The organism is uncultured Thiodictyon sp. (genome assembly GCF_903946935.1).
Classification (GTDB): Bacteria; Pseudomonadota; Gammaproteobacteria; order Chromatiales; family Chromatiaceae; genus Thiodictyon.
On record NZ_CAJAXH010000281.1, the window covers coordinates 1 to 12197 of the forward strand.

A 12197-nucleotide genomic window follows, 5' to 3' on the forward strand; every position below is an offset into this window, starting at 1 on the left:
ACCTCACGAAGGTTCACGCACGGGGCCTCGGACAGTAAGGGGACCGACGTGCTTTATACCCGGGCCACCTGGCGTTGTCCAGTGTTGCGGACAACCGCCGGTTGCAACAGAGAGTCCTGGCTAGAACGGTTCCGCCCTGGCAGTTGTCCTGTGTCCCGCGCCCGGCTCGGCGGGCCACTGGTCACGGCCATGGCGCCCGCACCACCCCGCAAGATGAAAGTGGCGGGCGCCGGCCGTTCCCCCCCTCCCCCACGCGGGGGGGGGGGGAGAATTGGAGCGCGCTCCCGGCGCGACCTTCACGGCAACGTCCGGGCGCTGCGGTCGTCGACTACGAGGTATTTCTTGGGCAGCGGCCGGTGGGGCAGGCGCCGACCGGCTATGCTTGTCGCCGATGGCCGGCCCCGCCGCCGCGGGCGGCGGGTCAAGTCAAGGTATCGTCCTTATGATCGTAGGGGGAGGTAAATCGGCATGAAGATGCAATCGGCGATGGTCGCACTGGCCTTGGTGTTCGGGGTGCGCGGCGCGGCGGCGCTGGACGCGAGCGCGACGGTGCAGGTCACTCCACTGCTCAAGACCACGACCACCTGGAACGGGGCGCCGCTGGCCTATCCGAGCGGGCCGGCGGAGGTCACGGCGCTCTTGGTGGAGATCGCCCCGGGCGGGGAGACCGGTTGGCATCGGCACCCGGTCCCGTCCTTTGCCTTCGTGTTGCAAGGCACGCTGGAGGTCACGACGCAAGAGGGTTTAGTACACCATCTGGTGGCGGGCCAGGCACTCGCGGAAGTGGTCAACACCGTGCATAACGGTCGCAATGTCGGGACCGTGCCGGTCAAACTGGCGGTGTTTTACGCGGGGATCCGCGGGCAAGCCGTGAGCGAGAAGATGCCGGTGCCCACCCCGAACCCCAGTGACTGAATTGCCGTGGCGCACCCGCGATTGCCTATACTGTCGCCGCAGCGCGCGCGGGCCGTCGGCTGCGCCGTCGCATGCCTTCCGTAACGCATTGACCTGAAACAGAGGAACCCCTGATGAGCGAACCACTTGCCGCGCAACTACCGCGCTTGGTAGAGACTGTCTCCAAGTTGGCGACCATGTATCACCCCCGCACCTGGAAGGAGAAGGGCCTGTGGTGGACCGCGGGGCTGTTCGTCCTCACCTATCTGGTGGTGGTCGTGATCCTGGGGGTCCTGTGGTCGCGCTCGCCCGGCCCGTTCGACGTGCGGGAACACGCCCTGAAGCTGGTCGGCAATGACCCGGCCAAATTGGTAACCGGCGTCGTGACGACGGCCACCGCCATGGGGATCGCCGAGACCCTGCTGGACAAGCCCGGGGGCTATCTGAGCAACGACGTCGCCCCGCCCGGGGTCTATCTAGACAATATTCCCAACTGGGAGTTCGGTGCGTTGACCGAACTGCGTGACCTCTCCAGCGCCCTGCGCAACGATTTTGCCCGGTCCCAGAGCCAGTCGGTGGAAGACCCCGACTTACAGCAGGCGGAACCCAAATTCAATTACGACTCGGAGTCCTGGATTTTCCCCTCTTCCGAGTCGGAATACCGCGGTGGTATCGCCTCGCTGCAGCGCTATCTGCGGCGGCTCGCAGACGCGAAGCAATATGACGGTCAATTCTTTGCCCGTGCCGACAACCTGACCGCCTACCTGCAGGTGGTCAGCAAGCGCCTGGGCAGTCTGGGGCAGCGACTGTCCTACGCCGTCGGTCAGAACCAACTCAACACCGCCTTGGCCGGCGACCCGAGCGCCCGCCAGTCGACGCCGGTCCCCGCCCAGTCGCGGACCAAGACCCCCTGGAACAAGATCGACGACTATTTCTTCGAGGCGCGCGGCTATACCTGGGCACTGCTCCAGAGCCTCAAGGCCATCGAGATCGACTTTGCCCCGGTGCTCCAGAACAAGAATGCACTGGTCTCGATCAAGCAGATCATCCGCGAGCTGGAAAACACCCAGAACACGATCTGGAGTCCGATGATCCTCAACGGCACCGGCTTCGGGCCCATGGCCAATCACTCGTTGGTGATGGCGTCCTATATCTCGCGTGCCAACGCGGCGGTCATCGACTTGCGTAATCTGTTGGTTCAGGGGTAACTGGGCCGGATGGGCGGGAGACGTGCGCCGCTGGCTCGCTGGGGGCCAGCGTCCAGAGGTTGACTGGTGTGGGGCGGGTCATTATTCGGCGTGTACCCACACTAGTTATCTGGTGCGCGGGGCTGGGCGCACTGTTAGCATCCCGCGACCGTAAGACTTAAAGAGGATCACCAAATGAGCGACACATCCATGACCGAACCAGGGCCCGCGTCGGACGCGGTGGACGAGGAACTGCACGGCCGTCGGAGCTTTCTGGTCGGCCTGGGCCGCTGGTCGAAGATCGTGATCGGCGCGGCCGTGTTTGGCGGACTGGCCTTGCCCGAGTCGGATGCCGAGGCGGGCTGGGTCAACCGTCATGGTGGCGGTGGTGGCGGCTGGGTCAACCGCCATGGCGGTGGTGGCGGCGGCTGGGTCAATCGCCATGGCGGCGGTTTTGGCGGTGGCGGCTGGGTCAACCGGCACGGCGGTGGCGGCTGGGTCAACCGGCATCGCGGTGGTAGTTGGATCAACCGGCGCTGATTGGCGCGGACTCGCGCTCAGTGAGACAGCGCCCGGGCGGCAAGTCCGGGCGTTGGTTGGTCAAACGGGCCGGTCCCGGCCTCGGCACACGGCTTCCGAGGATAGACAGGCCATGACTGTATTGAGTATTCCCGCGTCATTGTTCGACGCCTTCCCGGGGCAACGCCTGATTCTGCGCACTGCCGACCCCGCCGAGCCCCGGCGCCTGTTTGGCCCTGAGGTCCCGGCGGCGGTGGATTTCATCCAGGTCACTGATCTTACCCGGGACTTAGCACCGCTCGCCGACTGGTGCGAGGGTTTGGCGCTGGATCTGGTCATGGCCGATCCGGCGGTTGAGCTTCCCTTGCTCTACCGCTGCACCGCCTTGCTGGACCGCCACCCGGTGCGGGTCAGTATCCCCGTGTTGCCCGGTCTGGCCGGGGCCGTCAAGTTGGCGGTCTCGCTCGGTTTCTCGGTACGTCTGCTCGGGCATCAGCCGACGCTCGACGCGCTTGCGCAGCTCCGGCAGGCACTCGATGGCTATCTCCATAACCCCACGGTCGCCTGCCCGGTGGAGCCCTTTCACTCGGTGTTGCTCGCCTTCCTGAACGATTCCCCGCTTGGCCTCTGGTCGCTACTGGAACAAGACCCGGCGGAGGTCTGCATCCTGGATGAGCGAGGCGCGGCGTTGCCCGACCAAGGGCCGGAGTCAGTCGCCGACTGGTGCGCTGCACTGGTCGCGGCGGGGGGCCAGTGTCGCGACTGTCCCTGGCGCGCGCCCTGTCGCGGCTATTTCAAATGGCCCCGAACCGACTATGACTGTGCCGGTGTGAAGCCGCTGTTCGCCGAGTTGCGCGCGGCGGCGGACGAACTGCGCCAGGGGCTGGCCGACTATGCGGCGGCGCAGGGTTGAGCGGCGATGGGTACACAAGTTTTTTCGCTCATTCTGTTGCCGACCCTCAAGTGCAATGCCGACTGTGACTACTGTTTCGAGGACAAGACCAATGACCGGTTGAGCCTGGAGCGACTCCAGGTCCTGATCGATAAGGTTCTGGACCATCTGGTCGAAAAGGATATCCCCGAGTTGCTGATCCACTGGCAGGGCGGCGAGGTCATGACCTTGCCGCCGTCCTGGTTCGCGCGTGCCTACGCGCTTATTGGCGAGGCTGCCGAGCAGCGCGGGCGGGTGGTGAGCCATGGCTTGCAGACCAACATGATCGGCTACAGCGCGCGCTGGGACCCGGTGATCCGCGAGATGTTCGACAATGTGATCAGCACCTCGCTGGACTATCCCAACCTTTATCGTCGGCGGGTCGGTCAGACGGTCGACGATTACAATGGGGTATGGCTGGACAAGGTGCGCCTGGCGCGTGCGGCGGGCATCGAGGTGGGTGTCATTGCGGTGCCGAACGCCGCCACCCTGGCGCTCGGCGCGGCGGGGTTCTATAACCATTTTGTCGATGAACTCGGCATCCGCAGTTTCCAGGTCAATACGCCATTCCCCGGGGGCGAGTCCAATACGGCCAAGGGGCTGATGCCATTGGGTGGCGATACACTCGGGCGCTTCTTTATCGAGTTGGCCGAGGTCTGGCTGGCGCGTGGTTACCAGCAGGGGGTGCGTCTCGGCCCATTCGACGAATTGCTGGCCTATTTCAGCGGCACCCATTGTGTGCTGCCGTGCATCTGGACCGACGACTGCGCCAATCACATCCTCTGCATCGACCCCCGCGGCAATGTTGCCCAGTGCGATTGCTGGGTGGCGAGCTACCCAGACTATTGGTTCGGTAACATCTTTGAGTGCGACAGCCTGAGCACCATGCTCGCCGGGAGTGCGGCGCGCGAGCGTTTTCACCAACGCCCGATGGCCCTGGTGGCGCGCGACTGCATCGAGTGCGATTACCTGGCCCTGTGCCACGGCGGCTGCCCGGTACGGGCCTTCTCGGTGCATGGCACGCTATTTGAAAAAGACCCCCACTGCGCGCTTTATAAGACCCTGTTCGGGCACCTGGCATCCGCCGCCGCGCGTATGGCCCGCGTGTCGGCGGGCGAGGGCAGGGCCTAAGGCATTAACCGAAAGCGCAGTTGTCACGCCAAGACGCCAAGACGCCAAGCTCGCCAAGGTGTTTCAGTGCATTATCTGCGCTGGGCGATTCACCCCGCGGGCGATCTGCTGAATTCGCCTAACAAATTGTATGTCTTGGCTAGCTTGGCGCCTTGGCGTGAGCGATTTCTGGATTTAGGATTAATGACCGTGCTGCGGTCCTGGCCGTTCCCGTAGGAAGGGGATTAGCGCCCCCGCGGTCTCTGTCGGCCGCTCCAGCATCGGCAGGTGGCCGGCCCCGGGGAGGGTGACCAGGGCGCTGCCGGGTAGGCGTTGGTGCAGCGACTCGGCGCCCGCGACCGCAAAGACCCCGTCGGCCTCACCCCACAGGATCAGCACCTGGGGCGGCAGGCGTGGCGGCCGGTCCAATGCCCGCCCGTAGAGGTTCACGATGTCCCAGACCTGCTGGTAGTGTCGATTGCGGGTCACATAGTCTTTGAGCAGGGCCTCGCGGATGCGTTCGGGGACGGCCGGCGGCGCGGCGAACAGCAGCCGCAGCTCCAGGTCGAACTGCTCCGGATCGATCGGGATGAATGGATTGACGCCCTTTTGTATGGCCTGACGGACCCCGGGGGACCAGTCCACCACCCCCAGCGGCGGCCCGATGAAGGCCAGGCGGCGCACCTCGTGTGGGTGACGCTCCACATAGAGTGCCGCGATGGTCCCGCCCATTGAGTTGGCGGCCAGGGCGATGTCGGTGAGCCCCAGGGTGCCGACGAAGGCGTGCAGCAGGTCGGCCTGACGCACCAGGTCGTAATCGTTGACCGGGAAGTCCGCGCTGGCGCCGAACCCGGGTAGGTCCGGGGCGACCGCGTCGAAGCCGGCCGCCGCCAAGGTACACAGGAGGTCGTGCCACTGCTCCTTCTGAGCGAACAGCCCATGGAGCAGCAGCACCGCGGGTCCGTGGCCGGCCCGGCTGTAGTGGACGACGCCGTCATCCAGGGTCGCGGCGCCGGCGGCGATCGCACAGGCGGGCGGGGCGACTTTGGGCTGGGCACTGGCAAGCCCGCCCCACGCCAGGAAACCCAAGCACCAGATGAGCGGGAGTCGGGTGCGGCGGCGGTGCATGTGAAGACCTCGATGGCGGCGCGCCCGGCACGCCTGGACCGGCTTGAACCTGGGGCCTGGATCAGTCCTTAGCGGAGGGGTCGGGCGGGTCGGTCAGGCGGTCCTCGCGCCCGGAGAGCAAGTTCTCGATGTTGCTGCGATGGCGCCAGATCAGCAGACCGCTCATGACCAACTGCATCCCGATCAGCGACGGCGGCAGGCCCAGGAGCCAGACGATGAGCGGTGCTAGGGCCATTGAAACCAGGGCGGCGACTGAGGAAATCTTCAGGACCTTGGCCACGAACAGCCAGATCAGTACGACCGGCAGTCCGACTGGCCACCACAGCCCGAAGGCCGGCCAGAAGATCCCAAACTGGACACCGAAGGCGGTCGCCACCCCCTTGCCCCCCTGGAAGCCGAAGAAGACCGGAAAGAGGTGGCCGATAAAGGCGGCGAGCCCGGTGGCCGCCAGCACTGCCGGCCCGACCCCCAAGAGGTGCCCGGCGAGCATCGGCAGCAGCCCCTTCAGGCTGTCCCCGAAGAGTGTGATGGCGGCGGGCTTTTTCCCGCCGATGCGCAGGACATTGGTGGCCCCCGGGTTGTTGGAACCCTGGGTGCGCGGGTCCGGCAGGCCCATCAGACGGCAGACGATGATCGCGCTCGAGATGGAGCCCAGCAGGTAGGCGGCGATGACGAGTGCGGTGGCGGTAATCATGGTAATCATAGGCGCCCATTGGAACCGGGATGCCGCGGCGGGTCAAGGGCCGGCAGCGCCGGCTGTCGTGCCGGCCGGTCCTGGGGCATCATGGCCGTCCTGAGCATCGCCGGAGCCCCCGCATGACCCTACCCGCCACCCCTGCGTTTGACATCGTCTTTATCCGCGGTCTGACCATCGAGACCATTATCGGCATCCACGACTGGGAAAAGCGTATCCGCCGCCCGGTGGTCCTGGACCTGGAACTGGGTAGCGATACCCGCCGGGCCGCGGCCACCGACCGGATCGCGGACGCGCTGGACTATGACGCGGTCACGCGTCGTCTGACCCAGTTCGTCGGCGAGAGCCGTTTTGAGCTGGTCGAGACCCTGGCCGAGCACTGTGCCGCCATCCTGCACGACGAGTTCGGTTGCCCCTGGGTGCGGCTGTGCCTCAACAAGCCGGACGCGGTGGGCGCGGGGGTGGACGTGGGCGTCATCATCGAGCGCGGGAGTCGCGCGGTCTGCGCAGAGGGTCTCTGAGCCGGGAAAGATCGTCTCACGCCAAGGGGCCAAGCACGCCAAGGTTCTGAGTGTGGAAGCAATATTTGGTATTGTTGGCAATTTCGTCGGCGCGTCAATCCGGGTGCCCGTTATCGACTAATCGACTGTTTTCTTGGCGATCTTGGCGATCTTGGCGCCTTGGCGTGAGACTCGTGAGACCTTCGCGCGAGATCGGCCGCCAGATGGGAGCTCGGGGTGGCGCGAGCCGCCCCGCGGTGGGGCGTTGCGCGCACGTGCCAACATTTTTTCGCTGCTTCAGCCTCTGACGTGCCACAATTGCTGCAATGCAGCATCGTGGGGCCGGCCGGCCCCAGGCTGCCACCTCATCTTCGTGGAGAAGCAGCAATGCAAAGTGTCTACATCGCCGGCGCCAGCTCCGGCAGCGGCAAGGCGGCGGTCATCCTGGGCTTCATGGAGATGCTCTATGCGGTGAACCGCAAGGTGGGGTTCTTCCGCCCGATGATCGCGACGGCGCCGGAAGACGACAACCTGATGACCCTGATCCGCAGTCGTTACGCGCTGCCGTTCGCGCCCGAGATGCTCTACGGCTGTACCGCGCAGAGCGCACGCAAGCTGATCGGGGGCGGCCAGTATGACGAGTTCCTGAAGCTGATCCTGGATAAATTCAAGCGGTTGGAAGAGTGCTGCGACATGGTGGTGGTGTCCGGGACCGACTTCCGCGGGCTGATCCCCTCCCTGGAGTTCGACTTCAACGCGGACCTGGCCAACAACCTGGGGTGTGCCCTGGTGGTGGTGGTCAGGGGCTTCGGGCGCCGTCCCACCGACGCGGTGCAGGCCCTGCAGCTGGCCCACGAGTCCATGCGCAATCGCGGCGGCGACGTGCTGGCGAGCATCATCAATGGTGTCTCACCCGAGTATCTGGAGCAGGTGAGTGCGCGCGCCCACGCGCTGATGCCGACGACCGAGAAGGTCTATGTGCTGCCGGCGCAGCCGACGCTGCGCATGTCGACGGTGGGCGAGATCGGCCAGGCACTGGGGGCCGAGTGCCTGATCGGCGAGGGTGACGCACTCAACCAGGTGGTCACCAGCTACAAGGTGGCGGACATGGAGGTGCCCGACTTCCTGGCCCATTTGGAGGATGGGTGTCTGGTCATCACCGCCGGGGACCGCTCCGACATCATCCTCGCGAGCCTGGCGGCGGAGGCCTCCGCCGCCTTTCCGCGCGTGGCCGGGCTGGTACTGACCGGCGGCCACCGCCCGGCCGACAGCGTCCTGCGCCTGCTGGAGGGGATGGAGCAGACCAAGATGTCGATCTTGAGTGTGGCGACCGATACCTTTCAGGCCAGCCTCAACGTCAATCGCATCGAGCCGACCATCCTGCCCGGGGACGAGCGCAAGATCGCTGCGGCCTTGGGTGTATTCGAGTCCAACGTGGACGTCGACGACCTGCGTGGACGCATCAGTGTCCGACACTCCGAGCGCATCACGCCGCTGATGTTCGAGTACCAACTGATCCGCCGTGCCAAGTCGATTCGTCGACACATCGTGTTGCCGGAGGGGGCCGACGAGCGTGTCTTGCGCGCTGCCGAGATCCTGGCACTGCGTAAGGTGGCGGACCTGACGATCCTGGGCGACCCCGAGCGGATCGCCCGGCGCTGTGCCGAACTGGGCCTGAGCCTCAACGGCGTGCGGATCGTCGACCCGGCGACCTCCCCGGAGCGGGAGCGCTATGCCCGCGTGTACCATGAGTTGCGTCAGCACAAGGGGATCTCTGAGCAGATGGCCCGCGACGTGCTGGTGGACGTGAGCTATTTCGGGACCCTGATGGTCTACTGTGGCGACGCCGACGGCATGGTGTCGGGTGCGGACCATACCACCCAGCACACCATCCGCCCGGCCTTCGAGACCATCCGCACCGCCCCGGGGACCAAGCTGGTCTCCAGCGTCTTTCTCATGTGCATGCCCGACCGGGTACTGGTCTACGGCGACTGCGCGATCAATCCGAACCCGGACGCGGAGCAGCTCGCGGACATCGCCATCTCCTCCGCCGCCACGGCCGCGGCCTTCGGCATCGAGCCGCGGATCGCCATGCTCTCTTACTCCAGCGGGACCTCCGGTAAGGGTGAGGATGTGGAGCGGGTCCGGGAGGCGGTGAGCAGCGTGCGCGCGCGCCGCCCGGATCTCAAAATCGATGGTCCGATCCAGTATGACGCGGCGGTGGATGCCAGCGTGGGCGCCTCCAAGATGCCCGGGAGCGAGGTGGCCGGACGCGCCACCGTCTTCATCTTCCCGGATCTCAACACCGGCAATAACACCTACAAGGCGGTGCAGCGCAGCTCCGGCGCGGTGGCCATCGGTCCGATCCTCCAGGGCCTGAAGAAGCCGGTGAACGACCTGAGCCGCGGCTGTACCGTGACCGACATCGTCAACACCGTCGCCATCACGGCCATCCAGGCACAGATCGAGGTCCAGCACGCGTGGGTCAGTGCGGCGCCATCCAAGGTGGCGCCGGCGGGGGCGAGCCTGGCGGTCGAAGCCGCGGTGAGCGCGTGAGCGAAATGAAGGTCTTGGTACTGAACTCAGGCAGTTCGTCCATCAAGTTCCAGCTCTTCGCGGTCGCCACCTGGCGCGCCATCGCCGCCGGTGCCGTCTCGCGCATCGGCGAGGACGAGGGGGAGGTGAGTTACCGGTGGACCGATCCGCAGGGCCATTCGCGCACCGATGAGACGCGCCTGCCCATTCCCAACCATCGCGACGGGATCGAGCGCATCGTCGCCGGGTTGCAGGCGGGCGGGGTGCTGGCGGACCTGTCGGAGCTCGCGGCCATCGGTCACCGGGTGGTGCATGGCGGCGAGCGCTTCCAGCGCCCGACCCTGGTGGACGATGCCGTGGTCGAGGCGATCCGCGACATGATCCCGCTCGCCCCACTGCACAACCCGGCCAATCTGGACGGCATCGAGGTGGCCCGTACCCTCTTCCCCGGGGTGCCCTCGGTGGCGGTGTTCGACACCGCCTTCCACCAGACCATGCCGAGCGCCACCTACCGCTATGCCATCCCTGAGTATCTGTACCTGAAGCACCGGGTACGCCGCTACGGCTTTCACGGCACCTCACACCAATATGTGGGGGAGCGTGCCGCCGCCGTCCTGGGTAAGCCCTTTGATCGGTGCAACCTGATCACCCTGCATCTGGGTAACGGCGCCAGTGCGACCGCCATCCGCGCCGGCCGCAGTATCGATACCTCCATGGGGATGACCCCGCTGGAGGGCCTGGTCATGGGCACCCGCTGCGGCGACCTCGACCCCGCGATCCTGTTCTATACGGCCGAACAGTTGGGGCTCGACAACCAGGCCCTGGACGACCTGCTCAATCGCCAGAGCGGTCTACTGGGACTCTGCGGCGTCAATGATATGCGTGAGATCCACCGCCTGGCGGCGGAAGGCGACGACCGCGCCGAACTGGCCATCGCCATCACCGCGCGGCGCATCCGCAAGTACATCGGCGCCTATTACGCCGAGCTGGGTCGGGTGGACGCCATCGTCTTCACCGGCGGCATCGGCGAGAACGACGCCGAGGTCCGCCACCGCGCCTGTGCCGGATTGGAGAACCTAGGCATCGCGCTCGATGACAGCGCCAATCTGTCCGCGGACCGGGGCGAGCGGGCGATCAGCGCGGCCCACAGCCAGGTTAAGATCCTGGTGATTCCGACCAACGAGGAATTGGCCATCGCCCGGCAGGCGTTGGCGGCGGTGGGGGGCGGGTGAAGGATGAGGATCGAAGGATGCGGTCCTTCGTCTGGCAGAGGATGAGACCGATGGTGGGCTCGTCGTGTGGGTGGCGGAGTTGGTCATCGACGACTGAGCAGTAGAAGTTCATCTTTCCCGCATACTCGGGCTTGAAGTCGCCCTTCTTGAGATCGACCACGACAAAACAGCGCAGGTGCAGGTGATAGAACAAAAGATTGAGGTAAAACTCACGATCACTGACTTCCAACCGATATTGGCGGCCCACGAAGGCAAAGCCGCGTCCGAGTTCGATCAGAAATTTTTGGATATGAGCGAGCAACCCGGTTTCGAGTTCGCGCTCGTGGAAGGGTTCTTCCAGGGTGAGGAAATCGAAGAGATAGGGGTCCTTCAGCAGACCCTGGGCGAGACTGGCATGCGGCTCCGCGAGGGTGTTGGCGAAGTTGGTGACGGCACCGCCCTGGCGCTCATGGGCGCGGTGCTTGATCTGAACCGTGAGAGTGTCGCGGCTCCAGCCTTGTTCAAGGGTTTGACGAGCATACCAGAAGCAGGGAAGGGGGCATCACCAAGCGCCGGGCGCTGCTGCGTGTCGCCCGGCCGGCCTGGGGTAGATCCCGTTTCCTCGCCTGGACCCCAACGGCAAGGTGACTGCCGTGGCCTTGGGGCTGCGGCCTCGCCGGTGCCGCTTCGGGGGCCTTGATCATCGCTCCTGCCACCGAGTCGGGTCGGTTGGCCGTCAGGTCGACCGACTGGGAGCGCCGCATCCCAGTGAGACTGTCAAAATAATCGGAGCGTGCTCGGCGTAGCCCGGATGGAGCGCAGCGGAATCCGGGTGGGGCCTCGCGGATAATCAAAAGATCAGCGGCTTACCGGGGAACCCTGGATTCCGCTGCGCTCCATCTAGGCTACAGGAAACCGGGTCTTGATCATCGTGTGAGCCGCCGAGCCCCTAGGCGCGCAGCGCCTAACACATGCGTGCCACCGCTGGAGCGGTGGCACGAGAACCGCGGGCCGGCCGGCGCGGCCGGAATGGCGATCAAGGCCCGCTTCGGGCGCCGCGGTCTTGGCAGCGTGAGGTCCCAGGTGGAGGAGGGCGTGGCGTTTGGGACACCTTTATTTTGATGTCGGCGATCCCGTCACCCGCGCGCTAATTCTCGGCTTGACACTTTTCTGTGAGGCTGTAAGATGCGCGGCTCGCTGACGGATGCAGCGGCCAGGAGGCACCGGCAGACGACCGAGTCGGTCTGGTGCAGTGTGTAGGGGGTGTTGACAGGGTGTCGAAACCGGATATAATTTTCGGCTGGCTAAGGACTGGCGGCGTCATCCGGAGCGATGGCAGGTGTGCTAAGGGAGTGGCGGCGGTGAAGCGGATTCGCCGATGCAGTTGACAGGGAGCGAGGATGCTGTAGAATGGTTCGTCTTGGCAGCAAAAACGTGTTGCCGCAGTTCTTTAACAATTTGTTTAGATAACTTGTGTGGGTGCTCCGA

11 protein-coding genes are annotated in these 12197 nt (G+C 65.4%); 8 read left to right on the top strand and 3 right to left on the bottom strand.

The genetic code is table 11. The annotated features are described in order from the left end of the window. Positions 1-468 precede the first annotated feature (468 nt). The 5 genes from QZX93_RS24580 to QZX93_RS24600 all read left to right on the top strand — a co-directional run bounded on the left by QZX93_RS24580 (position 469) and on the right by QZX93_RS24600 (position 4662). On the top strand, positions 469-915 hold the full coding sequence (locus QZX93_RS24580; protein ID WP_295389764.1) for a cupin domain-containing protein: 447 nt from the start codon (positions 469-471) through the stop codon (positions 913-915). Positions 916-1028: 113 nt separating this feature from the next. Beyond that, positions 1029-2102 (top strand): DUF2333 family protein, encoded by a 1074-nt coding sequence (locus QZX93_RS24585; protein ID WP_295389766.1) that lies wholly within the window; start codon positions 1029-1031, stop codon positions 2100-2102. 174 nt (positions 2103-2276) lie between these two features. Next, entirely contained in the window at positions 2277-2621 is a 345-nt protein-coding gene (locus tag QZX93_RS24590) for a hypothetical protein (protein ID WP_295389768.1), read from the top strand. A gap of 112 nt (positions 2622-2733) precedes the next feature. After that, positions 2734-3513 (top strand): hypothetical protein, encoded by a 780-nt coding sequence (locus tag QZX93_RS24595; RefSeq protein ID WP_295389770.1) that lies wholly within the window; start codon positions 2734-2736, stop codon positions 3511-3513. Positions 3514-3519: 6 nt separating this feature from the next. Continuing rightward, entirely contained in the window at positions 3520-4662 is a 1143-nt protein-coding gene (locus QZX93_RS24600; RefSeq protein WP_295389772.1) for a radical SAM protein, read from the top strand. A gap of 180 nt (positions 4663-4842) precedes the next feature. On the opposite strand, the gene QZX93_RS24605 is transcribed toward QZX93_RS24600, so the two are convergent. Further along, on the bottom strand, positions 4843-5769 hold the full coding sequence (locus QZX93_RS24605; RefSeq protein WP_295389773.1) for an alpha/beta hydrolase: 927 nt from the start codon (positions 5767-5769) through the stop codon (positions 4843-4845). Positions 5770-5830: 61 nt separating this feature from the next. Beyond that, positions 5831-6463 (bottom strand): glycerol-3-phosphate 1-O-acyltransferase PlsY, encoded by a 633-nt coding sequence (plsY, locus tag QZX93_RS24610; protein ID WP_295389779.1) that lies wholly within the window; start codon positions 6461-6463, stop codon positions 5831-5833. A 122-nt stretch (positions 6464-6585) separates the two neighbouring features. Here plsY and QZX93_RS24615 point away from each other — a divergent pair, with 122 nt between their 5' ends. The 3 genes from QZX93_RS24615 (at position 6586) to QZX93_RS24625 (ending at position 10730) form a co-directional block, all read left to right on the top strand. Beyond that, on the top strand, positions 6586-6984 hold the full coding sequence (locus QZX93_RS24615) for a dihydroneopterin aldolase (protein WP_295389775.1): 399 nt from the start codon (positions 6586-6588) through the stop codon (positions 6982-6984). A 366-nt stretch (positions 6985-7350) separates the two neighbouring features. After that, positions 7351-9519 (top strand): phosphate acetyltransferase, encoded by a 2169-nt coding sequence (gene pta / locus QZX93_RS24620; protein ID WP_295389777.1) that lies wholly within the window; start codon positions 7351-7353, stop codon positions 9517-9519. Between the two features lie 5 nt (positions 9520-9524). Next, positions 9525-10730, top strand: a complete 1206-nt coding sequence (locus tag QZX93_RS24625) for an acetate kinase (protein ID WP_295389784.1) — start codon at positions 9525-9527, stop codon at positions 10728-10730. On the opposite strand, the gene QZX93_RS24630 is transcribed toward QZX93_RS24625, so the two are convergent. Beyond that, positions 10654-11196, bottom strand: a complete 543-nt coding sequence (locus tag QZX93_RS24630; RefSeq protein WP_366761166.1) for a DUF1016 domain-containing protein — start codon at positions 11194-11196, stop codon at positions 10654-10656. The genes QZX93_RS24625 and QZX93_RS24630 overlap by 77 nt on opposite strands. Positions 11197-12197 lie beyond the last annotated feature (1001 nt).

Excerpts from the sequence above, each read along its gene's own strand:
- QZX93_RS24580 (WP_295389764.1), top strand. The coding sequence starts at position 469 with ATGAAGATGCAATCGGCGATGGTCGCACTGGCCTTGGTGTTCGGGGTG.
- QZX93_RS24585 (WP_295389766.1), top strand. The coding sequence starts at position 1,029 with ATGAGCGAACCACTTGCCGCGCAACTACCGCGCTTGGTAGAGACTGTC.
- QZX93_RS24590 (WP_295389768.1), top strand. The coding sequence starts at position 2,277 with ATGAGCGACACATCCATGACCGAACCAGGGCCCGCGTCGGACGCGGTG.
- QZX93_RS24595 (WP_295389770.1), top strand. The coding sequence starts at position 2,734 with ATGACTGTATTGAGTATTCCCGCGTCATTGTTCGACGCCTTCCCGGGG.
- QZX93_RS24600 (WP_295389772.1), top strand. The coding sequence starts at position 3,520 with ATGGGTACACAAGTTTTTTCGCTCATTCTGTTGCCGACCCTCAAGTGC.
- QZX93_RS24605 (WP_295389773.1), bottom strand. The coding sequence starts at position 5,769 with ATGCACCGCCGCCGCACCCGACTCCCGCTCATCTGGTGCTTGGGTTTC.
- plsY (WP_295389779.1), bottom strand. The coding sequence starts at position 6,463 with ATGATTACCGCCACCGCACTCGTCATCGCCGCCTACCTGCTGGGCTCC.
- QZX93_RS24615 (WP_295389775.1), top strand. The coding sequence starts at position 6,586 with ATGACCCTACCCGCCACCCCTGCGTTTGACATCGTCTTTATCCGCGGT.
- pta (WP_295389777.1), top strand. The coding sequence starts at position 7,351 with ATGCAAAGTGTCTACATCGCCGGCGCCAGCTCCGGCAGCGGCAAGGCG.
- QZX93_RS24625 (WP_295389784.1), top strand. The coding sequence starts at position 9,525 with ATGAAGGTCTTGGTACTGAACTCAGGCAGTTCGTCCATCAAGTTCCAG.